We start from the raw sequence: 22,027 nt of genomic DNA on the forward strand, positions 1-22,027 counted from the left end.
AGAATACTCCGTAAAATCAGCGTAAAGAGAGGTGTTCCGCAACCGGGCCTAATGCGAGGGCGGGAATAAAGGTGAGGGCGCCGACCAGCAGGACGGTGCCGATCAGCAGACCAACAAACAACGCGCCGTGGGTAGGCAGCGTGCCGCCAGAGGCGGGCTGGCGGGTCTTGTTCACCAGCGATCCGGCGATGGCTATGACCGGGATAATCACCCCAAAGCGGCCGACCAACATGCAGAATGCCAGCAGGCAGTTCCAGAACGGCGAGTTGGCGCTCAGGCCCGCAAAGGCGCTGCCGTTGTTGTTGGCCGCCGACGACACCGCGTACAGCACCTCGCTGAAGCCGTGGATCCCGGGGTTGAAGATGCCGCTGCGCCCGGCGTCGGTCATCAGCGCCAGCGCAGTGCCGAGCAGCACCAGCGCCGGGGTGACGAGGATCGCCAGCGCGGTCAGCTTCATCTCCCGCACGTCAATTTTTTTGCCGAGATATTCCGGGGTACGGCCAATCATCAGCCCGGCGATAAAGACCGCCAGCAGCACAAACAGCAGCATGCCATACAGGCCCGACCCGACGCCGCCAAATACCACTTCACCAATCTGCATCAGCCACATCGGGATCATCCCGCCCAGGGCGGTGAAGGAGTCATGCATGGCGTTAACCGCTCCGCAGGAGGCGGCGGTGGTGATCACCGCATACAGGCTGCTGGCGAGAATGCCAAAGCGGCTCTCTTTTCCTTCCATGTTGCTGTTGCTGTCCGCGCCGAGCAGCATTAAGTGGCTGTTACCCTGCCACTCCGCCCACATCACCAGCGCCGCGCAGACCACAAAGATGGCGGACATGGTCCACAGGATCGTATGCCCCTGGCGCCGATCGCTGACCGACTCGCCAAAGGCAAAGCACAGTGCGGTGGGGATCAGGAAGATCGCCAGCATCTGCACGGCGTTGGTCAGCGCGGTCGGATTCTCAAACGGATGGGTGGAGTTGGCATTAAAGAAACCCCCTCCGTTGGTACCCACTATTTTGATCGCTTCCTGCGAGGCGACCGGCCCCATCGGCAGCAGCTGCCTGGCCCCCTCCAGCGAGGTGAAGGGCTGATAAGGAAGCAGGTTCTGCAATACACCCTGCTGCATAAACAGCAGGGCGATAACCAGCGACAGCGGCAGCAACACCCACAGGGTGATGCGGGTCAGATCGACCCAGGCGTTGCCAAGCGTAGTGATATTCTGGCGGGAGAAGGCGCGGGTCAGGGCAAAAATCACTGCGATACCGCTGGCCGCAGAGAGGAAGTTTTGTACCGTCAGCCCCGCCATCTGGCTGAAATAGCTCAGAGTTGTTTCACCGGCATAGGACTGCCAGTTGGTGTTGCTGACAAAGCTGACGGCGGTATTCAGCGCCAGATGCCATGAAAGCCCCGGCAGCTGCTGCGGATTGAGCGGCAGAGTGCCCTGAAGCATCAGCATGGCGAAGAGCACAACCAGGCCCACGCCATTAAGCAGCAGAATAGCCAACAAATAATGGCGCCAGCTCATCTCGTCGGCGCGGATCCCCAGCAGGCGCAGTATCCCTGCGTCAATGGCCTGCACCCCGGGCAGCGGCAGGCCGTTAATCATGCGTGCCAGCCACATCCCCAGTGGCCGGGCGAGTATGAACAGTACCAGCAGAAAGCTGGCGATAAGCAGAAATCCCTGAGCAGCCATCAGAATGCCTCCGCGTTAAGCAGGGCATAAATCAGATACCCCAGTAACAGAAACAGCAGCGCGATGCCCACAATTACACCTGCACTCACAATTCACCTCCGGGTGACATTAGTCATGGTGCAAACGGTAAATTTTCTGGCGCAAAGATTTCGCAAAAATCAGACGGGGAGGTGTAAAAAAAGTATAAAAATGGCTAAGACCATAATTTAACTAATGGTTAGTATTAATTTAACTTTTATGTAACTAAATTACGTGATGAAGTGTAAAGATCCCTTTTAGAGGACAAAAAAGTGGTCGGATGAGTAGTAAAATTACAGCCAAAGCGTTACTATTTTCAGCAGATAATCAGTTTTACTTTTCCGGAGCAGATTTCCGGCCAGAAAGAGGGGAGAAAATGATGGAATTTTACAAAGCGTATCCGGCACATATCGTTTTTATTCGCCGCACTTTCGCTGTGTTAGCGGGTGTTCTGGCGTTACCAGTTATGCTGTTCTGGAAAGATCGTGCACGTTTTTACAGCTATCTGCATCGCGTATGGGCGAAGACCAGCGATAAGCCGGTGTGGATGGATCAGGCTGAAAAAGCCATTTGTGATTTTTATTAAGAAAGACTACACACAGCAATTGCAGTAACAAAAAACCGCCACAGCAATGTGGCGGTTTTTTTATCCCCCGGGATTCGCGGTCCGTTGGGCGGCCTTTTTTATTTCAGTATGGCTACACTTGTTAAAGCAAAGTATCCTCGGTGACTTGTAGATGTTACAGACGATAATACTGGAGTGTTATGGCCACCCATCTGGTCTGGTTTCGCGCCGATCTGCGCATCCACGATAACCTTGCGCTTGCCGCCGCCTGCCGCGACAAACATGCCCGCGTCCTGGCGCTTTTCATCGCCACGCCGCAGCAGTGGCGTGAGCACGCCATGGCGCCTCGCCAGGCCGCCTTTCTTCATGCTCATCTCAACGATCTGCAACAGCAGCTGGCCGACAGAAACATTCCGCTGCTCTACGCGCAGGTGGCTGATTTCGCCGCCCAGGGCGAAAAAGTGGCGCAGCTTTGCGCAGAGCATGAGGTCACCCATCTCTTTTATAACTACCAGTACGAACTGAACGAGCAGCAGCGGGATCGTCAGCTGGAGCGCGCGTTGCAGGAGGTGATCTGTCAGGGTTTTGATGACAGCGTGATCCTGCCGCCGGGCAGCGTCATGACCGGCAGTCATGAGATGTACAAGGTCTTTACGCCGTTTAAAAACGCCTGGCTGCGGCGGCTGAAAGAGGGGCTGCCTGAGTGTGCGGCGGCTCCTGCCGTCCGCGAGGGCGAAAAGGTGACCCCGGCGGCGCTGGATTTCGATTATCCGCAACAGCCATTCGATACTGACCTCTTTCCAGCGAGCGAGAGAGAGGCGATTGCCCGGCTGCGTCAGTTCTGTCAACAGGGGGCAGGGGAGTATGAGGCGCAGCGCGATTTTCCGGCTATCGAAGGGACCAGCCGTCTCTCCGCCTGCCTGGCGCTGGGGGTGCTGTCTCCTCGCCAGTGCTTGCACCGCTTGCTGGCCGAGCAACCCCAGGCGCTGGAGGGGGGGCCGGGAGCGGTATGGCTCAACGAGCTTATCTGGCGCGAGTTTTATCGTCATCTGATGACGTATCACCCTGATTTATGTAAATATCGGCCATTCATCCGCTGGACTGATAACGTCGAATGGCAGTCTGACGATGTGCAGCTGAAAGCCTGGCAAGAGGGACAAACCGGCTATCCGATTGTCGATGCAGCCATGCGTCAGCTGAATGAAACCGGCTGGATGCACAATCGCCTGCGGATGATCACCGCCAGCTTTCTGGTAAAGGATCTGCTTATCGACTGGCGTGCCGGGGAACGTTACTTTATTTCACAGCTGATCGATGGCGACCTGGCCGCCAATAACGGCGGCTGGCAGTGGGCGGCATCAACCGGAACCGACGCCGCCCCCTATTTTCGTATTTTTAACCCGACAACCCAGGGACAGAAGTTTGATTCCGACGGCGTGTTTATCCGCCGCTGGCTGCCGGAGCTGGCCACCGTGCCGGACAAGGCCATCCACGATCCCTGGATCTGGGCGGACAAGCAGGGCGTCACCCTCGCGTATCCCCGCCCGGTTGTCGACCATAAACAGGCGCGCGTTGCCACGCTGGCCGCGTATGAAGCCGCCCGTAAAGCATAGGGAGTCATAATGAAAAACAGTGAACTGGAACGACTGATTAACGACAAACTGAACAGCGCCAGCTTCAGCGACTACGCACCGAATGGCCTGCAGGTGGAAGGGCGCGAAACTATTCAGAAGATTGTTACCGGTGTGACGGCAAGCCAGGCGCTGCTGGATGAAGCGGTTCGCCAGCAGGCCGATGCCGTTATCGTTCATCACGGCTATTTCTGGAAGGGGGAATCTCCGGTTATCCGCGGCATGAAGCGCAACCGCCTGAAGACCTTGCTGGAAAACGACATCAACCTCTATGGCTGGCACCTGCCGCTGGATGCGCACCCGGAGCTGGGAAACAACGCCCAGCTGGCGGCGCTGCTCGGCATTAACATCATGGGCGAAATCGAGCCGCTGGTGCCGTGGGGGGAACTCTCCATGCCGGTGCCGGGGCTGGAGCTGGCCTCGTGGATCGAAGCGCGGCTGGGGCGTCGTCCGCTGTGGAGCGGCGATACCGGGCCGGATGAGGTAAAACGCGTCGCCTGGTGTACCGGCGGCGGACAGAGCTTTATTGACAGCGCGGCGCGTTTTGGCGTCGATGCGTTTATCACCGGCGAAGTCTCTGAGCAAACCATTCACTCCGCCCGCGAGCAGGGGCTGCATTTTTATGCGGCAGGTCACCATGCCACGGAACGCGGCGGCATTCGCGCGCTCAGCGAATGGCTGACAGAAAACACCGACCTGGATGTCACCTTTGTCGATATTCCTAATCCAGCCTGATGAGAGGTATCTAAGTGCAGCGAGCACGTTGTTATCTGCTAGGCGAAACCGCCGTCGTACTGGAACTGGAGCCGCCGGTGACCCTGGCGACGCAAAAACGGATCTGGCGCTTGACCCAGCGACTGGGTGAAATCCCTGAAGTGGTGGAAGCCATTCCGGGGATGAATAACATCACCGTGGTGCTGCGCAATCCCCACTCGGTGGCGCTGGATGCCATAGAACGTCTGCAGCGCTGGTGGGAAGAGAGCGAAGCGCTGGAACCCGATTCCCGCGCTATCGAGATCCCCGTGGTGTATGGTACTGCTGCGGGCCCCGATCTGGGCGAGGTGGCGCGACACGCGGGGCTGACCGAGAAACAGGTCGTGGAGCTCCATTCCTCCGCGGATTATGTGGTCTGGTTTTTGGGCTTTCAGCCGGGCTTTCCGTATCTGGGCGGGCTGCCTGAGCAACTGGCTACGCCGCGTCGCGCTGAACCCCGGTTGCAGGTGCCGGCGGGCTCGGTGGGGATTGGCGGGTCGCAGACCGGTATTTATCCCTTAGCCACACCCGGAGGCTGGCAGCTGATTGGGCACACCTCTCTGCCGCTGTTCGATCCCGCTCGTGACGAGCCGGTGCTGCTGCGACCGGGCGACACCGTGCGGTTTATCCCGCTGAAGGAGGGGGTATGTTAAAAATCATTCGTGCGGGTCTTCATACTTCGGTGCAGGATGGCGGACGTATCGGGTTTCGCCAGTCAGGAATCAGCTACTGCGGCGCGCTGGATAAACCGGCACTGCAGATTGGTAATCTGCTGGTGGGCAATGACCCGGATGATGCCGCGCTGGAGATCACCCTGGGGCAATCTATCTTCGAATTTGAACAGGATGGCTGGTTTGCCCTGACCGGTGCGGGCTGTGATGCCCGGCTTGACGGGGCCGCGGTCTGGACCGGCTGGCGCCTGCCGGTGAAAGCCGGGCAACAGCTCACCCTTAATCGTCCCCGCCGGGGCATGCGCAGCTATCTGGCCATTGCGGGCGGAATCGACGTGCCGCAGGTCATGAACTCCCTCAGCACTGACCTGAAGGTGGGGCTGGGCGGTCACGAAGGGCGGCTGCTGAAAGATGGCGATCGCCTGCAGGTTCGGGCCGGTGGGCGTGAATTCCGTGAAGCCCAGGGCGTGAAACAGCTCCTTTGGAGTAACCGCGTGCGGGCCTTGCCGGGACCGGAATACCATGAGTTCGATCAGGCCTCCCAGGATGCGCTCTGGCGTCTGCCCTGGCAGCTCAGCCCACAGAGTAACCGTATGGGCTACCGCCTGCAGGGGCAAAAGCTGGCGCGCACCACCGATCGGGAGATGCTGTCGCACGGGCTGCTCCCGGGCGTGATTCAGGTGCCGCATAACGGACAGCCTATCATTCTGATGAACGATGCCCAGACCACCGGGGGGTACCCGCGGATCGCCTGCATCATCGAGGCCGATATGTACCATCTGGCGCAGGCCCCGCTCGGACAACCTATTCACTTTGTCCCCTGTACGCTGGAAGAGGCGCTGGAGGCGCGGCGCATCCAGAAGCAGTACATCGAACAGCTGGCGTGGAGGTTACATGATCGCGGTTGATTTAAATGCAGATTTAGGTGAAGGGTGCGGCAGCGATGCCGCACTGTTAAAGCTGGTGTCGTCAGCCAATATCGCCTGCGGATTCCATGCCGGCGATGCCGAAACCATGCTGGCCTGCGTGCGCGAAGCGCTAAAAAATGGGGTGGCCATCGGGGCGCACCCCAGCTTCCCGGACCGGGAAAACTTTGGCCGCACGGCCATGACCCTGCCGCCGGAGACAGTCTACGCCCAGATGCTCTACCAGATTGGTGCCCTGGCGGCGATCGTTCGCGCCGAAGGCGGGCAGCTGCGTCACGTAAAACCGCACGGCATGCTCTATAACCAGGCGGCAAAAGATCGCGACCTGGCGGATGCGATCGCCCGCGCCGTTTCGACCGTTGACCCGGATCTGATCCTGGTCGGGCTGGCGGGGAGCGAGTTGATCCGCGCGGGAACGCGCTATGGCCTGATCACCCGGGAAGAGGTGTTTGCCGATCGTGGATATCAGGCCGATGGCAGCCTGGTGCCGCGTACCCAGGCCGGGGCGCTGATCGCCGATGAAGATCAGGCCCTGGCGCAAACCCTGGAGATGATCCAGCGCGGACGGGTGAAGAGTATTACCGGTGAATGGGCAGCCGTGCATGCGCAGACGGTGTGTATCCACGGTGACGGCGAGCATGCGCTGGCCTTTGCCCGTCGTCTGCGCAGAGAATTTGAAGAAAATAATATAAAAATCAGTGCATAACGCACACTTGCAAACACAACGACAGGAAAAAGGTCATGGCAGAGACGCTATCCCTCTGGCCACTCATCGGTATCGCGGTGATTGTGGTCGGGTTTCTCTTACGCTTTAACCCGGTGCTGGTGGTCATTGTCGCCGGGATCGTCACCGGCCTGGCGGCGCAAATGCCCATCGCCACCATTCTGGAAAAACTGGGCGAAGGGTTCCTCAATACCCGTAACCTGCCTTATATCCTGCTGATCCCGCTGGCGGTTATTGGTCTGCTGGAGCGCCACGGCCTGAAAGAGCGGGCCCAGGCGTGGATCGCGAAGATCCACAGCGCCACCGCCGGGCGGCTTTTGATCGTCTATCTCTTCGTCCGTGAAACGTCGGCGGCAATGGGGCTGACCAGCCTTGGCGGACACCCGCAGATGGTGCGCCCGCTGCTGGCGCCGATGGCGGAAGGGGCGGCGGAGAAAAAGTATGGCGAGCTGCCGGGGGCGGTGCGCTATCGACTGCGGGCGATGTCGGCAGCCACCGATAACGTCGGGCTCTTCTTTGGAGAAGATATCTTTGTCGCCTTTGGCGCCATCATCTTTATGCATAACTTTATGCTGGAATCCGGTGGGATCCAGACGGAGCCGCTGCATATTGCCCTCTGGGGGATCCCGACCGCGCTCTGCGCCTTTGCGATCCACGCGACCCGCCTCTACCGCCTGGATAAGCATCTGGAGCGCGAGCTGGCCAAAGTGCAGGGAGAGGTAAAATGAATTTCCAGCAAAGCTATCTCTACTGGCTGGCAGGGCTGATCCTGCTCATCGTGGCGCTGATGTCGTTTCGCGATAAAGCCAACCCGCGACGTATGACCACCGGTCTGTTCTGGGGCATTTACGGCCTGCTGTTCCTGCTGGGGAACTGGACCTACGATCTGGTGGGCGACAAGCGCACCGTCCATATCGCAGTGGGTGTGGCAGTCGTGCTGCTGGCACTGATCGCCGGTTTCGGCGGGGTGCGCCAGGGGAGTTATCACCAGCGCACGCCAGAAGAGCGTGAGAGCAGCGCGAAGCGTCTGGGCAATCGCCTCTTTTTACCAGCGCTGGCCATTCCGGTGGTGACGGTGGTGGGCGTGCTGATGTTCAACCATATCCCGGGCCTGCAGGAGATGCTGTTCGGGCCGGGTAACCACTCGACCCTGGTGACGCTCTTCTCCATGACCGTCGGCTCGCTGATTGGCCTGGCGATGGCGGTTAAAATGACCCATGAGAAAGTGCATCAGCCTTTGCAGGAGGCGCGCCGTCTGCTCGACTCCATCGGCTGGGCCTTTATTCTGCCGCAGATCCTGGCGACCCTTGGCCTGCTGTTTACCGCCGCCGGCGTCGGGGAAGGCATTTCATATCTCACCCAGACGTACCTGGCGGTCGACAGCCGGTTTATTGCGGTGGCGGTCTACGCCGTGGGCATGGCGCTGCTGACCATGGTAATGGGTAACGCCTTCGCCGCGTTTCCGATTGTCACCGCCGGGATCGGTATTCCCATTCTGGTGCTGCAACACGGCGGCAACCCGGCGGTGATGGCGGCGATTGGCATGTTCTCCGGCTACTGTGGCACCCTGATGACGCCGATGGCGGCCAACTTCAATATTGTGCCCGCCGCGCTGCTGGAGTTACCCGATAAAAACGCGGTCATTAAGGCGCAGGTCCCCACCGGGGTATTGCTGCTGATCGCTAACGTCTTCCTGCTCTACTTCCTGATGTTCCTGTAAGGAGAAATGATGCGAACCGTATTGATCACCGGCTTTGAGCCGTTTGGCGGCGAAACCGTTAACCCCTCATGGGAGGTGGTAAAGCAGCTTGATGGCGCAATTATTGACGATTGCCGCGTGGTGGCGCGGCAGTTGCCCTGCGTGTTTGGCGAGTCGTTATCGGTGCTGAACGCGGCCATTGACGCGCTACAGCCCTCCGTTGTACTGGCGGTAGGGCAGGCCGGGGGCCGGGTGGATGTCACCGTTGAGCGGGTAGCGATCAACGTTGATGATGCCCGTATCCCGGATAACCATGGCCGACAGCCGGTGGATGTGGCTATCGTTGAGGGCGGCCCGGCGGCCTGGTTCAGCACGCTGCCCATTAAAGCGATGGTGGCGGTGCTGCGTGAATCAGGTATTCCTGCTTCGGTTTCGCAGACGGCGGGAACATTCGTCTGCAACCACGTGATGTATGGCGTGCTGCACAAGCTGGCCGACCGCCCGGAGGTGAAGGGCGGTTTTATCCATATTCCTTACCTGCCCGAGCAGGCGGCGGCGCACCCTGGCGCCCCGAGCATGGCGACGCAAACCGTGAAGCAGGCGCTGGAGATCGCCATTACGGTGGCGCTGCGCCAGGAGGCGGATATTAAAGTGGTGGGCGGCGCAACGCACTAACAAGGAGTCATCATGCCAGAAGGACCAGAGATCCGCCGCGCGGCGGATAGCCTGGAGGCGGCGATAAAAGGCAAACCGCTCACCGACGTGTGGTTTGCTTTCCCTCAGTTAAAACCGTTTGAATCCCGGCTTATCGGCGAGACGGTCACGCATCTGGAGACGCGCGGTAAAGCGCTGCTCACTCACTTTTCTAACCAGCTGACGCTCTACAGCCATAACCAGCTGTATGGCGTCTGGCGGGTGGTTGAGACCGGCCAGGAGCCGCAGACCACGCGGGTCCTGCGCGTTAAGTTACAGACCGCGGATAAAACCATTCTGCTCTACAGCGCCTCGGATATTGAGATGCTCTTGCCGGAGCAACTCACTACCCATCCCTTCCTGCAGCGGGTGGGGCCGGATGTGCTCGATTTACGCCTGACGGCAGAGGAGGTGAAAGCGCGGCTGTTGTCGGCAAAATTCAGCAACCGGCAGTTTTCCGGGCTGCTGCTGGACCAGGCGTTTCTCGCTGGTCTGGGCAACTATCTGCGGGTCGAAATTCTGTGGGAGGTGGGGCTGGCGCCGCAGCATAAAGCGTCACAGCTCACCGAAGAACAGCTCGACGCGCTGGCGCATGCGCTACTGGCGATCCCTCGTCTGTCGTATAACACCCGCGGAGTGGTGAATGACAAGAAGCATCATGGGGCATTATTCCGCTTTAAGGTGTTTCATCGGGCGGGGAAAAAGTGCGAGCGGTGCGGCGGGGTGATTGAGAAAACGACGCTCTCTTCCAGACCGTTTTACTGGTGTCCTGAGTGCCAGATGTAAAAAAGCCGGGTGGCGCTTGCGCATACCCGGCTTAGTTCGTTTTTACAGGCCCGGCAAGCGTAGCGCCGCCGGGCATCGCTTTTAGCGTTTAGTCACGTCAGACTCGAAATTACGCTGCTCGTAGCCGGTGTACAGCTGACGAGGACGGGCAATTTTCATCCCTTCGGTGTGCATTTCGTTCCAGTGTGCAATCCAGCCCACGGTACGCGCCATCGCGAAGATAACGGTAAACATGGAAGATGGAATGCCCATCGCTTTCAGGATGATACCGGAGTAGAAATCGACGTTCGGGTAGAGTTTCTTCTCGATGAAGTACGGGTCGTTCAGCGCGATGTGTTCCAGCTCCATCGCCACCTGCAGCAGGTCATCTTTGGTGCCCAGCTCTTTCAGCACTTCGTGGCAAGTTTCACGCATCACGGTTGCGCGCGGGTCATAGTTTTTGTAAACACGGTGACCGAAGCCCATCAGACGGAAGGAGTCGTTCTTATCCTTCGCACGACGGACGAATTCAGGAATGTGCTCAACGGAGCTGATCTCTTCCAGCATCTTCAGTGCCGCTTCGTTCGCGCCGCCGTGTGCCGGTCCCCACAGGGAGGCGATACCTGCTGCGATACAGGCGAACGGGTTCGCGCCTGAAGAACCAGCGGTACGGACGGTAGAGGTAGAGGCGTTCTGCTCGTGGTCAGCATGCAGGATCAGGATACGATCCATTGCGCGTTCCAGAACCGGGTTCACTTCGTACTCTTCGCACGGCGTGGCGAACATCATACGCAGGAAGTTACCGGCGTAAGAGAGGTCGTTGCGCGGATAAACAAACGGCTGTCCGATGGAGTATTTGTAACACATCGCTGCCATGGTTGGCATTTTGGACAGCAGACGGAACGCGGCGATATCGCGGTGACGCTGGTTATTCACATCCAGGGAGTCATGGTAGAACGCGGCCAGTGCACCGGTGATCCCGCACATTACCGCCATTGGGTGTGAATCGCGGCGGAAGGCGTGGAACAGACGGGTAATCTGCTCATGGATCATCGTGTGACGAGTGACGGTGGTTTTGAACTCATCGTACTGTTCCTGCGTCGGCTTTTCGCCGTTCAGCAGGATGTAGCACACTTCCAGGTAGTTGGAGTCAGTCGCTAACTGGTCGATGGGGAAACCGCGGTGCAACAGAATACCTTCGTCACCGTCGATGTAGGTGATTTTGGACTCGCAAGATGCGGTGGAGGTAAAACCAGGGTCAAAGGTAAACATACCTTTAGAACCAAGACTACGGATATCAATAACATCCTGACCGAGCGTGCCTTTTAGCACATCCAGTTCAATAGCAGCGTCACCATTTAGGGTGATTTTTGCCTTAGTATCAGCCATTTACGGTCTCCTTAGCGCCTTATTGCTTAAGACTGCCCATAACCGGATTTGCATTCAGCTGATTTATCATTGTTACCAGTTTGTTATTTGGCTCGCCGCTCAGCTCACGAGGAGAAACCAGGGTACAGAGCAATGGCGCTAGCAGGTAAACAAATGAGAAACCAGAGAAATAACAGCAAATCAGTGTTTGTTCAGTCCGAATTATTCAAACCTGTATATCACTAATAACTGTCCTGATAACTTCGGTCAATACCATCACACTGTTACATAACTTATTCTCAGGTGAAAGAGAGACCTCATAACTTTTGCGCATTATATGCCTTTTCTGGTGATGTTTGTAACAATAATGTTTAACATTTGTCAAATCAGATGATTAAAAATTAAAAAGATGTTGTTATCGTGACCCTGATCACTGTTCCAGAGAAAACCCGACAAACTGTATGTAGGTTAATTGTAATGATTTTGTGAACAGCCTATACTGCCGCCAGGTCTCCGGAAAACCCTGCAATCCCGAGCCAACCAGCGTTGTAACGTGTCATTTGAGCATCTGGAAGCAATGTTTTGCATGACGCACAGTTATATAAAAGGCACGCTGTCTGACCCGCATCGCAGTCCGGAGGAAGGAAACTATAAGAACAGCATGTGGGCGTTATTCATGATAAGAAATGTGAAAAAACAAAGACCTGTCAATCTGGATCTCAAAACGATCCGATTCCCCGTAACGGCAATAGCGTCCATCCTTCATCGTGTATCCGGTGTGATCACGTTTGTCGCGGTGGGTATCCTGTTATGGTTACTGGGTACCAGCCTCTCGTCTCCGGAAGGATTCCAGCAGGCCGCCGACATCATGAACGGTTTCTTTGTGAAATTTATCATGTGGGGCATCCTCACCGCGCTGGCCTATCACGTTGTTGGCGGCATCCGCCATATGCTGATGGATGTCGGCTATCTGGAAGAGACCTTCGAAACCGGCAAACGTACCGCTAACATCTCCTTTGTTATCACTGTCGTGCTTTCACTTCTCGCAGGAGTTCTCGTATGGTAAGCAACGCCTCCGCATTAGGACGCAACGGCGTACATGACTTCATTCTGGTCCGTGCTACCGCTATCGTTCTCACCCTCTACATCATCTACATGATCGGTTTCTTTGCCACCAGCGGCGATCTGACCTGGGAAATCTGGACTGGCTTCTTCGGGTCTGCCTTTACCAAAGTGTTTACCCTGCTGGCGCTCTTCTCCATTCTGATCCACGCGTGGATTGGCATGTGGCAGGTACTGACCGACTACGTTAAATCAATGGCGATTCGTCTCGCGTTGCAGCTGGCTATTGTCGTTGCACTGGTGGTTTACGTTATTTATGGATTTGTTGTGGTGTGGGGTGTGTGATGAAACTTCCAGTCAGAGAATTTGACGCTGTAGTGATTGGCGCTGGCGGCGCAGGTATGCGCGCGGCGCTGCAAATTTCCCAGAGCGGCCAGACCTGTGCGCTGCTCTCTAAAGTGTTCCCGACCCGTTCCCATACCGTATCTGCGCAGGGTGGCATCACCGTTGCGCTCGGTAATACCCATGATGATAACTGGGAATGGCATATGTACGACACGGTGAAAGGCTCCGACTATATCGGTGACCAGGACGCCATTGAATATATGTGTAAAACCGGCCCGGAAGCGATTCTGGAGCTTGACCACATGGGGCTGCCGTTCTCCCGCCTGGAGAACGGCACCATCTATCAACGTCCGTTTGGCGGCCAGTCGAAGAACTTCGGCGGCGAGCAGGCGGCACGTACAGCGGCGGCTGCGGACCGTACCGGTCACGCCCTGTTGCACACGCTGTACCAGCAGAACCTGAAGAACAAAACCACCATCTTCTCCGAGTGGTATGCGCTGGATCTGGTGAAAAACGAAGATGGCGCCATCGTCGGTTGTACCGCCCTGTGCATTGAAACCGGTGAAGTAGTCTACTTCAAAGCCCGTGCCACCGTGCTGGCGACCGGCGGCGCAGGCCGTATTTATCAGTCCACTACGAACGCCCATATCAACACCGGTGACGGCGTCGGTATGGCTATCCGCGCTGGCGTACCGGTGCAGGATATGGAGATGTGGCAGTTCCACCCAACCGGTATCGCCGGTGCGGGCGTGCTGGTAACAGAAGGCTGCCGCGGTGAAGGCGGCTACCTGCTGAACAAACATGGCGAGCGCTTCATGGAGCGTTATGCCCCGAATGCGAAAGACCTGGCGGGTCGTGACGTGGTGGCGCGTTCTATCATGATCGAAATCCGTGAAGGCCGCGGCTGCGACGGTCCATGGGGCCCGCACGCGAAGCTGAAATTGGATCATCTGGGTAAAGAGGTTCTGGAATCCCGTCTGCCGGGCATCCTGGAACTCTCCCGTACCTTCGCTCACGTCGACCCGGTTAAAGAGCCGATCCCGGTTATCCCAACCTGTCACTACATGATGGGCGGTATTCCGACCAAAGTGACCGGCCAGGCGCTGACCGTGAACGAGCAGGGCGAAGATGTGGTGATCCCGGGCCTGTTTGCGGTAGGCGAAATTGCCTGCGTATCCGTACACGGCGCCAACCGTCTGGGCGGCAACTCTCTGCTCGACCTGGTGGTGTTTGGTCGTGCGGTCGGTCTGCATCTGCAGGAGTCCATTGCCGAGCAGGGGCCACTGCGTGATGCCACCGAAGCGAATATTGAAGCCTCTCTGGAACGTCTCAACCGCTGGAACGGCAACCGTAACGGCGAAGATCCGGTGGAAATCCGTAAAGCGCTGCAGGAGTGCATGCAGCACAACTTCTCGGTATTCCGTGAAGGTGACGCGATGGCCAAAGGTCTTGAGCAGCTGAAAGCGATCCGCGAGCGTCTGAAAAATGCCCGTCTGGACGACACCTCCAGCGAGTTCAACACCCAGCGCGTTGAGTGCCTGGAGCTGGATAACCTGATGGAAACCGCATACGCAACAGCGGTCTCTGCAAACTTCCGTACCGAGAGCCGGGGCGCCCATAGCCGCTTCGACTTCCCGGATCGTGATGATGAAAACTGGCTGTGCCACTCCCTGTATCTGCCAGAGACGGAATCCATGACGCGACGCAGCGTCAATATGGAACCGAAACTGCGTCCGGCGTTCCCGCCGAAGATTCGTACTTACTAATGCGGAGACAGGACAATGAAACTCGAATTTTCAGTTTATCGTTATAACCCTGATGTTGATGACGCTCCGCGTATGCAGGATTACACCCTGGAAGCGGAAGAAGGCCGTGACATGATGCTGCTGGACGCCTTAATGCAGCTGAAAGAGAAGGATCCGACACTGTCATTCCGTCGTTCCTGCCGTGAAGGGGTGTGTGGCTCCGACGGTCTGAACATGAATGGCAAAAACGGTCTGGCCTGTATCACGCCTATCTCGGCGCTTAACCGTCCGGGACAGAAGATTGTCATCCGCCCTCTGCCAGGACTGCCGGTCGTGCGTGATTTGGTGGTGGACATGGGGCAATTCTATGCACAATATGAGAAGATTAAGCCTTACTTATTGAATAATGGGCAAAATCCACCCGCTCGCGAGCATTTACAGTCGCCAGAGCAGCGTGAAAAACTCGATGGCCTGTATGAGTGTATCCTCTGTGCATGTTGTTCGACCTCTTGCCCGTCGTTCTGGTGGAACCCGGACAAGTTTATCGGCCCGGCTGGCCTGCTGGCAGCGTACCGCTTCCTGATTGACAGCCGCGATACCGAAACCGACAACCGCCTGGAAGGGCTGAGTGATGCTTTCAGCGTATTCCGCTGCCACAGCATCATGAACTGCGTCAGTGTATGTCCTAAGGGGCTGAACCCGACGCGTGCCATCGGCCACATTAAGTCGATGTTGTTGCAGCGCAGTGCGTAAGTAACAACGCCGGATGGCGCTGCGCTTATCCGGCCTACGATTTTGTAGGCCCGGTCAGCGTAGCGCCATCCGGCAAATTGCAGAAACCTTTAAAAACTGCCAGTTAAGTAAATAATCGAGACGTTCAGCGCGAGACAAGGCGCGGTTGAACGAATCCCCTGGAGCATAGTGAACTATGTGACTGGGGTGAGTGAAAGCCGCAACGCAGTCGCAGCCGGAACGACGAAGATTATTTAGACAGTTTCTAAAGGTTCCTTCGCGGGCCAAAGTAAAAGAGCTCGCAGGTGAACCCCGGCACGTACACGTGGTGTGCGTGGTAGTTTCTACGGCGAAAGTAAGCATAAAAATGCTTAAGGGATCACGATGCAGAACGGCGCAATGAAAGCCTGGCTGGACTCTTCATTCCTCTCTGGTGCAAACCAAAGCTGGATTGAACAGCTCTATGAAGACTTCTTAACCGACCCTGACTCAGTGGACGCTAACTGGCGTTCCATGTTCCAGGAGTTACCTGGAACGGGTGTCAAACCGGATCAATTTCATTCCAAAACACGTGATTATTTCCGTCGTCTGGCGAAGGATGCCTCACGTTACTCTTCCGCTATCTCCGACCCTGACACCAATGCGAAGCAGGTTAAAGTCCTGCAGCTGATTAACGCCTACCGCTTCCGCGGCCACCAGCACGCAAATCTGGATCCGCTGGGACTGTGGAAGCAGGAGCGCGTGGCTGATTTAGATCCGGCATATCACGACCTGACCGAAGCGGATTTCCAGGAAACCTTCAACGTTGGCTCTTTCGCTATCGGCAAAGACACGATGAAGCTGGGCGATCTGCTGGAAGCGCTGAAGCAGACCTACTGCGGCTCCATCGGCGCAGAGTATATGCACATCACCTCTACCGAAGAGAAACGCTGGATCCAGCAGCGTATCGAATCTGTTGCCGGTAAATCCACCTTCAACGCCGACGAGAAAAAGCGTTTCCTGAACGAACTGACCGCAGCCGAAGGGCTGGAGCGTTATCTCGGTGCGAAATTCCCGGGCGCAAAACGCTTCTCGCTGGAAGGCGGCGATGCGCTGGTGCCGATGCTGAAAGAGCTGATCCGCCACGCGGGCAACAGCGGTACCCGCGAAGTGGTACTGGGCATGGCGCACCGTGGTCGTCTGAACGTGCTGATCAACGTGCTGGGTAAAAAGCCGCAGGATCTGTTCGACGAATTCGCGGGCAAACATAAAGAACACCTCGGTACCGGTGATGTGAAGTACCACATGGGCTTCTCATCGGATATCGAAACCCAGGGCGGCCTGGTTCACATGGCGCTGGCGTTTAACCCGTCGCACCTTGAGATCGTAAGCCCTGTGGTTATCGGCTCCGTACGCGCCCGTCTGGATCGTCTGGACGAGCCAAGCAGCAACAAAGTTCTGCCGATCACCATCCACGGCGATGCGGCAGTTACCGGGCAGGGCGTGGTTCAGGAGACCCTGAACATGTCGAAAGCGCGGGGTTACGAAGTGGGCGGTACCGTTCGCATCGTCATCAACAACCAGGTGGGCTTCACCACCTCTAACCCGCTGGACGCACGTTCCACCCCATACTGCACCGACATCGGTAAGATGGTTCAGGCGCCAATTTTCCACGTTAACGCGGATGACCCGGAAGCGGTCGCGTTCGTGACCCGCCTGGCGCTGGATTTCCGTAACACCTTTAAGCGCGATGTGTTCATCGACCTGTTCTGCTATCGCCGTCATGGTCATAACGAAGCGGACGAGCCGAGTGCAACCCAGCCGCTGATGTACCAGAAAATCAAAAAACATCCGACCCCGCGTAAAATCTATGCTGACAAGCTGGAAGCGGAGAAGGTTGTCACCCTGGAAGATGCCACCGAGATGGTCAACCTCTACCGCGACGCGCTGGATGCCGGCGAATGCGTGGTGAAAGAGTTGCGTCCGATGAACATGCACTCCTTTACCTGGTCGCCATACCTCAACCACGAGTGGGATGAGAGCTACCCGAACAAGGTAGAGATGAAGCGTCTGCAGGAGCTGGCAAAACGCATCAGCACCGTACCTGAAGCGATCGAGATGCAGTCCCGTGTGCAGAAGATCTACGCTGACCGTCAGGCGATGGCCTCAGGCGAGAAGCTCTTTGACTGGGGCGGAGCTGAGAACCTGGCGTACGCCACTCTGGTTGATGAAGGTATTCCGGTCCGTCTGTCCGGTGAAGATGCGGGCCGCGGCACCTTCTTCCACCGTCATGCGGTGATTCATAACCAGACCAACGGTTCAACCTATACCCCGCTGCAGCACGTGCACAACGGCCAGGGCCAGTTTAAGGTCTGGGACTCCGTGCTCTCTGAAGAAGCGGTGCTGGCATTCGAATACGGTTACGCCACCGCAGAACCACGCACCCTGACCATCTGGGAAGCGCAGTTCGGCGACTTCGCCAACGGTGCGCAGGTGGTTATCGACCAGTTCATCTCTTCCGGTGAGCAGAAGTGGGGCCGTATGTGTGGCCTGGTGATGCTGCTGCCGCACGGCTATGAAGGCCAGGGGCCGGAGCACTCCTCCGCACGTCTGGAGCGTTATCTGCAGCTCTGCGCCGAGCAGAACATGCAGGTCTGCGTACCGTCTACCCCGGCACAGGTTTATCACATGCTGCGTCGTCAGGCGCTGCGCGGGATGCGCCGTCCGCTGGTGGTGATGTCGCCGAAATCGCTGCTGCGTCACCCGCTGGCGGTCTCCAGCCTGGAAGAGCTGGCAAACGGCACCTTCCTGCCGGCCATCGGTGAAATTGACGAACTGGATCCGCAGGGCGTTAAGCGTGTCGTAATGTGTTCTGGTAAGGTTTATTACGACCTGCTGGAACAGCGCCGTAAGAACGATCAGAAAGATGTCGCCATCGTGCGTATCGAACAGCTTTATCCGTTCCCGCATCAGGCGATGCAGGAAGTGCTGAAACAGTACGCTCACGTACATGATTTTGTCTGGTGCCAGGAAGAGCCGCTCAACCAGGGCGCATGGTACTGCAGCCAGCATCATTTCCGTGAAGTGATTCCATTTGGGTCTGCTCTGCGTTATGCAGGTCGCCCGGCCTCCGCCTCTCCGGCGGTAGGGTATATGTCCGTTCACCAGAAGCAGCAACAAGATCTGGTCAATGACGCGCTGAACGTCGATTAATTAAAGGATACATAATGAGTAGCGTAGATATTCTTGTTCCCGACCTGCCTGAGTCCGTAGCAGATGCAACCGTCGCCACCTGGCACAAAAAACCAGGCGACGCGGTAACCCGCGACGAAGTGCTGGTAGAAATCGAAACTGACAAAGTGGTACTGGAAGTACCGGCTTCAGCGGATGGCATTCTGGATGCAGTCCTGGAAGATGAAGGTACGACGGTAACCTCTCGCCAGATCCTCGGTCGCCTGCGTGAAGGCAACAGCGCGGGCAAAGAGTCCAGCGCTAAGTCTGAAGAGAAAGCCTCTACGCCGGCCCAGCGCCAGCAGGCTTCTCTGGAAGAGCAGAGCAACGACGCGCTGAGCCCGGCGATCCGTCGCCTGCTGGCTGAGCACAGCCTCGACCCGGCGGCCATTAAAGGCACCGGCGTTGGTGGCCGCCTGACCCGCGAAGATATTGACAAACACCTGGCGAAAGCGCCGTCTGAAGCGAAAGCAGAAGCCAAAGCGCCTGAAGCTGCACCAGCAGCACAGCCTGCTCTGGGCGCACGCAGCGAAAAACGCGTGCCGATGACCCGCCTGCGTAAGCGCGTGGCCGAGCGTCTGCTGGAAGCGAAAAACTCCACCGCGATGCTGACCACCTTCAACGAAGTGAACATGAAGCCAATCATGGACCTGCGTAAGCAGTACGGTGACGCCTTTGAAAAACGTCACGGTATCCGTCTGGGCTTTATGTCCTTCTACGTGAAAGCGGTTGTTGAAGCGCTGAAACGCTACCCGGAAGTGAACGCATCTATCGATGGCGATGATGTGGTTTATCACAACTACTTCGACGTGAGCATGGCCGTTTCTACTCCGCGCGGCCTGGTGACCCCGGTTCTGCGTGATGTGGATACCCTGGGCATGGCTGACATCGAGAAGAAAATTAAAGAGCTGGCAGTGAAAGGCCGTGACGGCAAGCTGACCGTAGATGACCTGACTGGCGGTAACTTCACCATTACCAATGGCGGCGTATTCGGTTCGCTGATGTCTACCCCGATCATCAACCCACCGCAGAGCGCGATCCTGGGCATGCACGCCATTAAAGACCGCCCGATGGCGGTAGACGGTAAAGTGGAGATCCTGCCAATGATGTATCTGGCGCTCTCTTACGATCACCGTCTGATCGATGGCCGCGAGTCCGTGGGCTTCCTGGTGGCGATTAAAGAGCTGCTGGAAGATCCGACCCGTCTGCTGCTGGACGTCTAGTTTTTCGCGGTACTGCCCGGCGGCACCTGGTCTGCCGGGCCTACAAAAGCATGACCTAACGATTACCCTGAAGGATGGATAGAACACATGAACTTACATGAATATCAGGCAAAACAGCTGTTTGCCCGGTATGGCTTACCGGCTCCGGTGGGTTATGCCTGCAATACCCCTCGTGAAGCAGAAGAAGCCGCCTCTAAAATCGGTGCGGGTCCATGGGTAGTGAAATGTCAGGTTCACGCTGGCGGCCGCGGTAAAGCGGGCGGTGTGAAAGTCGTTAACAGTAAAGAAGAGATCCGCGCCTTTGCGGAGCACTGGCTCGGCAAACGACTGGTGACCTACCAGACAGACGCAGCCGGCCAGCCGGTTAACCAGATCCTGGTTGAAGCGGCAACCGATATTGCTAAAGAACTCTACCTGGGCGCAGTCGTAGACCGTAGCTCCCGTCGCGTGGTGTTCATGGCCTCTACCGAAGGCGGCGTGGAGATCGAAAAAGTGGCGGAAGAGACGCCGCATCTGATCCACAAAGTCGCTATCGATCCGCTGGCAGGCCCAATGCCTTACCAGGGTCGTGAGCTGGCCTTTAAACTGGGTCTGGAAGGTAAACTGGTGCAGCAATTCACCAAGATCTTCATGGGCCTGGCAACCATCTTCCTGGAGCGCGATCTGGCGCTGATCGAAATCAACCCGCTGGTGATCACCAAGCAGGGCGATCTGATCTGCCTCGATGGCAAACTGGGCGCTGACGGCAACGCGCTGTTCCGCCAGGCTGACCTGCGCGAAATGCGCGACCAGTCTCAGGAAGATCCACGTGAAGCGCAGGCTGCACAGTGGGAGCTGAACTACGTGGCACTCGATGGCAACATCGGCTGCATGGTTAACGGTGCGGGCCTGGCAATGGGCACCATGGACATCGTTAAGCTGCACGGCGGCGAGCCGGCAAACTTCCTGGATGTGGGCGGCGGCGCAACCAAAGAGCGCGTGACCGAAGCATTCAAAATTATTCTCTCCGATGACAACGTGAAAGCCGTTCTGGTTAACATCTTCGGCGGTATCGTACGTTGCGACCTTATCGCTGACGGTATCATCGGCGCGGTAGAAGAAGTGGGCGTGAACGTCCCGGTTGTCGTTCGTCTGGAAGGTAACAACGCTGAACTCGGCGCGAAAAAACTGGCTGACAGCGGCCTGAATATTATTGCAGCGAAAAGTCTGACGGATGCAGCTCAGCAGGTTGTTGCCGCAGTGGAGGGGAAATAATGTCCGTTTTAATTAATAAAGATACCAAGGTTATCTGCCAGGGCTTCACCGGTAGCCAGGGTTCATTCCACTCTGAGCAGGCGATTGCCTACGGTACGCAGATGGTTGGCGGCGTAACGCCAGGTAAAGGCGGCACCACCCATCTGGGCCTGCCGGTGTTCAACACCGTTCGTGAAGCGGTAGAAGCGACTGGCGCAACTGCCACCGTGATCTACGTTCCGGCACCGTTCTGCAAAGACTCCATCCTGGAAGCGATCGACGCAGGCATCAAACTGATTATCACCATCACCGAAGGTATTCCGACCCTGGATATGTTGACCGTGAAGGTGAAGCTGGACGAAGCGGGCGTGCGCATGATCGGGCCAAACTGCCCGGGCGTGATCACCCCAGGCGAATGCAAAATCGGCATTATGCCGGGTCACATTCACAAGCCAGGTAAAGTGGGCATCGTCTCTCGTTCCGGTACCCTGACCTATGAAGCGGTTAAGCAGACCACCGACTACGGTTTCGGCCAGTCCACCTGCGTGGGCATCGGCGGCGACCCGATCCCGGGCTCTAACTTCATCGACATCCTGAAGCTGTTCCAGGAAGACCCGCAGACTGAAGCGATTGTGATGATCGGTGAGATCGGCGGTAGCGCGGAAGAAGAAGCGGCTGCTTACATTAAAGATCACGTGACTAAGCCAGTTGTTGGCTACATCGCGGGTGTGACCGCGCCGAAAGGCAAGCGTATGGGCCATGCAGGCGCCATCATCGCGGGCGGCAAAGGCACTGCGGATGAGAAATTCGCTGCGCTGGAAGCCGCTGGCGTGAAAACCGTGCGCAGCCTGGCTGACATCGGTGAAGCACTGAAATCCATCATTAAGTAAATCCTCTCTGCTCCCCGTGCGGGGAGCTTTGACATAATAAATGTCCGTTTCGACATGGTTGGCCATCGCAAGATGGCC

General features: G+C 57.2%; 21 protein-coding genes. 18 read left to right on the forward strand and 3 right to left on the reverse strand.

Annotation, left to right across the window (positions count from 1 at the left end):
- Positions 1 to 16: 16 nt before the first annotated feature.
- On the reverse strand, positions 17 to 1,696 hold the full coding sequence (kdpA, locus tag GNG29_RS06505) for a potassium-transporting ATPase subunit KdpA (RefSeq protein WP_156654107.1): 1,680 nt from the start codon (positions 1,694 to 1,696) through the stop codon (positions 17 to 19).
- Positions 1,696 to 1,785 carry a K(+)-transporting ATPase subunit F gene (gene kdpF / locus GNG29_RS06510; RefSeq protein ID WP_103178707.1) on the reverse strand — a complete coding sequence of 30 codons (90 nt, stop codon included), beginning with the start codon at positions 1,783 to 1,785 and terminating at the stop codon, positions 1,696 to 1,698. The genes kdpA and kdpF overlap by 1 nt, the downstream gene beginning before the upstream one ends.
- Positions 1,786 to 2,093: 308 nt before the next feature.
- On the opposite strand from kdpF, the gene GNG29_RS06515 reads away from it, so the two are divergent.
- The 10 genes from GNG29_RS06515 (at position 2,094) to nei (ending at position 10,162) form a co-directional block, all read left to right on the forward strand.
- Positions 2,094 to 2,300, forward strand: a complete 207-nt coding sequence (locus GNG29_RS06515; protein WP_103181047.1) for a YbfA family protein — start codon at positions 2,094 to 2,096, stop codon at positions 2,298 to 2,300.
- Positions 2,301 to 2,479: 179 nt separating this feature from the next.
- On the forward strand, positions 2,480 to 3,892 hold the full coding sequence (gene phrB / locus GNG29_RS06520) for a deoxyribodipyrimidine photo-lyase (protein ID WP_103178708.1): 1,413 nt from the start codon (positions 2,480 to 2,482) through the stop codon (positions 3,890 to 3,892).
- A gap of 9 nt (positions 3,893 to 3,901) precedes the next feature.
- On the forward strand, positions 3,902 to 4,645 hold the full coding sequence (locus GNG29_RS06525) for a type 2 GTP cyclohydrolase I (protein ID WP_103178709.1): 744 nt from the start codon (positions 3,902 to 3,904) through the stop codon (positions 4,643 to 4,645).
- A gap of 14 nt (positions 4,646 to 4,659) precedes the next feature.
- Positions 4,660 to 5,316: a 5-oxoprolinase subunit PxpB gene (pxpB, locus tag GNG29_RS06530; RefSeq protein ID WP_103178710.1), complete on the forward strand. Its 657-nt coding sequence runs from the start codon at positions 4,660 to 4,662 to the stop codon at positions 5,314 to 5,316.
- Positions 5,310 to 6,242, forward strand: coding sequence for a 5-oxoprolinase subunit PxpC (gene pxpC, locus GNG29_RS06535; RefSeq protein WP_103178711.1), 933 nt, complete (start codon positions 5,310 to 5,312; stop codon positions 6,240 to 6,242). The genes pxpB and pxpC overlap by 7 nt, the downstream gene beginning before the upstream one ends.
- Positions 6,232 to 6,966: a 5-oxoprolinase subunit PxpA gene (gene pxpA, locus GNG29_RS06540; protein WP_103181048.1), complete on the forward strand. Its 735-nt coding sequence runs from the start codon at positions 6,232 to 6,234 to the stop codon at positions 6,964 to 6,966. Before pxpC ends, pxpA begins: the two co-directional genes overlap by 11 nt.
- 35 nt (positions 6,967 to 7,001) lie before the next feature.
- Positions 7,002 to 7,712 (forward strand): DUF969 domain-containing protein, encoded by a 711-nt coding sequence (locus GNG29_RS06545; RefSeq protein WP_103178712.1) that lies wholly within the window; start codon positions 7,002 to 7,004, stop codon positions 7,710 to 7,712.
- Positions 7,709 to 8,704 carry a DUF979 domain-containing protein gene (locus GNG29_RS06550; RefSeq protein WP_156654108.1) on the forward strand — a complete coding sequence of 332 codons (996 nt, stop codon included), beginning with the start codon at positions 7,709 to 7,711 and terminating at the stop codon, positions 8,702 to 8,704. Before GNG29_RS06545 ends, GNG29_RS06550 begins: the two co-directional genes overlap by 4 nt.
- A gap of 9 nt (positions 8,705 to 8,713) precedes the next feature.
- Positions 8,714 to 9,358 carry a pyroglutamyl-peptidase I gene (pcp, locus tag GNG29_RS06555; protein WP_156655444.1) on the forward strand — a complete coding sequence of 215 codons (645 nt, stop codon included), beginning with the start codon at positions 8,714 to 8,716 and terminating at the stop codon, positions 9,356 to 9,358.
- Between the two features lie 12 nt (positions 9,359 to 9,370).
- A complete protein-coding gene (gene nei, locus GNG29_RS06560) occupies positions 9,371 to 10,162 on the forward strand; it encodes an endonuclease VIII (RefSeq protein WP_156654109.1) in 792 nt (263 codons plus the stop codon).
- An 81-nt stretch (positions 10,163 to 10,243) separates the two neighbouring features.
- Here nei and GNG29_RS06565 read toward each other — a convergent pair whose 3' ends face one another.
- Positions 10,244 to 11,530, reverse strand: coding sequence for a citrate synthase (locus GNG29_RS06565; RefSeq protein WP_103178716.1), 1,287 nt, complete (start codon positions 11,528 to 11,530; stop codon positions 10,244 to 10,246).
- Positions 11,531 to 12,170: 640 nt separating this feature from the next.
- On the opposite strand from GNG29_RS06565, the gene sdhC reads away from it, so the two are divergent.
- The 8 genes from sdhC (at position 12,171) to sucD (ending at position 21,949) form a co-directional block, all read left to right on the forward strand.
- Positions 12,171 to 12,575, forward strand: coding sequence for a succinate dehydrogenase cytochrome b556 subunit (gene sdhC / locus GNG29_RS06570; protein WP_168192044.1), 405 nt, complete (start codon positions 12,171 to 12,173; stop codon positions 12,573 to 12,575).
- The gene (gene sdhD, locus GNG29_RS06575) at positions 12,569 to 12,916 is read left to right on the forward strand and encodes a succinate dehydrogenase membrane anchor subunit (RefSeq protein WP_103178717.1); all 348 of its coding nucleotides are present in this window, start codon (positions 12,569 to 12,571) and stop codon (positions 12,914 to 12,916) included. Before sdhC ends, sdhD begins: the two co-directional genes overlap by 7 nt.
- Positions 12,916 to 14,682: a succinate dehydrogenase flavoprotein subunit gene (gene sdhA, locus GNG29_RS06580; protein ID WP_103178718.1), complete on the forward strand. Its 1,767-nt coding sequence runs from the start codon at positions 12,916 to 12,918 to the stop codon at positions 14,680 to 14,682. The genes sdhD and sdhA overlap by 1 nt, the downstream gene beginning before the upstream one ends.
- Positions 14,683 to 14,697: 15 nt before the next feature.
- The gene (gene sdhB / locus GNG29_RS06585) at positions 14,698 to 15,414 is read left to right on the forward strand and encodes a succinate dehydrogenase iron-sulfur subunit SdhB (protein WP_103178719.1); all 717 of its coding nucleotides are present in this window, start codon (positions 14,698 to 14,700) and stop codon (positions 15,412 to 15,414) included.
- A 363-nt stretch (positions 15,415 to 15,777) separates the two neighbouring features.
- A complete protein-coding gene (gene sucA, locus GNG29_RS06590; protein WP_103823558.1) occupies positions 15,778 to 18,585 on the forward strand; it encodes a 2-oxoglutarate dehydrogenase E1 component in 2,808 nt (935 codons plus the stop codon).
- Positions 18,586 to 18,599: 14 nt separating this feature from the next.
- Positions 18,600 to 19,826 carry a 2-oxoglutarate dehydrogenase complex dihydrolipoyllysine-residue succinyltransferase gene (gene odhB / locus GNG29_RS06595; RefSeq protein WP_103178721.1) on the forward strand — a complete coding sequence of 409 codons (1,227 nt, stop codon included), beginning with the start codon at positions 18,600 to 18,602 and terminating at the stop codon, positions 19,824 to 19,826.
- Positions 19,827 to 19,913: 87 nt separating this feature from the next.
- The gene (gene sucC, locus GNG29_RS06600) at positions 19,914 to 21,080 is read left to right on the forward strand and encodes an ADP-forming succinate--CoA ligase subunit beta (RefSeq protein ID WP_103178722.1); all 1,167 of its coding nucleotides are present in this window, start codon (positions 19,914 to 19,916) and stop codon (positions 21,078 to 21,080) included.
- Positions 21,080 to 21,949, forward strand: a complete 870-nt coding sequence (gene sucD, locus GNG29_RS06605) for a succinate--CoA ligase subunit alpha (protein WP_032617085.1) — start codon at positions 21,080 to 21,082, stop codon at positions 21,947 to 21,949. The genes sucC and sucD overlap by 1 nt, the downstream gene beginning before the upstream one ends.
- Positions 21,950 to 22,027: the final 78 nt, after the last annotated feature.

Source organism: Leclercia sp. Colony189 (assembly GCF_009740165.1).
In the GTDB taxonomy this organism is placed as follows: domain Bacteria; phylum Pseudomonadota; class Gammaproteobacteria; order Enterobacterales; family Enterobacteriaceae; genus Enterobacter.

Coding starts and splice junctions, on each gene's coding strand:
- phrB (WP_103178708.1), top strand. CDS start 2,480: ATGGCCACCCATCTGGTCTGGTTTCGCGCCGATCTGCGCATCCACGAT.
- sucC (WP_103178722.1), top strand. CDS start 19,914: ATGAACTTACATGAATATCAGGCAAAACAGCTGTTTGCCCGGTATGGC.
- GNG29_RS06515 (WP_103181047.1), top strand. CDS start 2,094: ATGGAATTTTACAAAGCGTATCCGGCACATATCGTTTTTATTCGCCGC.
- sucD (WP_032617085.1), top strand. CDS start 21,080: ATGTCCGTTTTAATTAATAAAGATACCAAGGTTATCTGCCAGGGCTTC.
- sdhC (WP_168192044.1), top strand. CDS start 12,171: ATGTGGGCGTTATTCATGATAAGAAATGTGAAAAAACAAAGACCTGTC.
- sdhA (WP_103178718.1), top strand. CDS start 12,916: ATGAAACTTCCAGTCAGAGAATTTGACGCTGTAGTGATTGGCGCTGGC.
- sucA (WP_103823558.1), top strand. CDS start 15,778: ATGCAGAACGGCGCAATGAAAGCCTGGCTGGACTCTTCATTCCTCTCT.
- GNG29_RS06525 (WP_103178709.1), top strand. CDS start 3,902: ATGAAAAACAGTGAACTGGAACGACTGATTAACGACAAACTGAACAGC.
- GNG29_RS06550 (WP_156654108.1), top strand. CDS start 7,709: ATGAATTTCCAGCAAAGCTATCTCTACTGGCTGGCAGGGCTGATCCTG.
- nei (WP_156654109.1), top strand. CDS start 9,371: ATGCCAGAAGGACCAGAGATCCGCCGCGCGGCGGATAGCCTGGAGGCG.
- pxpC (WP_103178711.1), top strand. CDS start 5,310: ATGTTAAAAATCATTCGTGCGGGTCTTCATACTTCGGTGCAGGATGGC.
- GNG29_RS06565 (WP_103178716.1), bottom strand. CDS start 11,530: ATGGCTGATACTAAGGCAAAAATCACCCTAAATGGTGACGCTGCTATT.
- pcp (WP_156655444.1), top strand. CDS start 8,714: ATGCGAACCGTATTGATCACCGGCTTTGAGCCGTTTGGCGGCGAAACC.
- sdhB (WP_103178719.1), top strand. CDS start 14,698: ATGAAACTCGAATTTTCAGTTTATCGTTATAACCCTGATGTTGATGAC.
- odhB (WP_103178721.1), top strand. CDS start 18,600: ATGAGTAGCGTAGATATTCTTGTTCCCGACCTGCCTGAGTCCGTAGCA.
- GNG29_RS06545 (WP_103178712.1), top strand. CDS start 7,002: ATGGCAGAGACGCTATCCCTCTGGCCACTCATCGGTATCGCGGTGATT.
- kdpA (WP_156654107.1), bottom strand. CDS start 1,696: ATGGCTGCTCAGGGATTTCTGCTTATCGCCAGCTTTCTGCTGGTACTG.
- sdhD (WP_103178717.1), top strand. CDS start 12,569: ATGGTAAGCAACGCCTCCGCATTAGGACGCAACGGCGTACATGACTTC.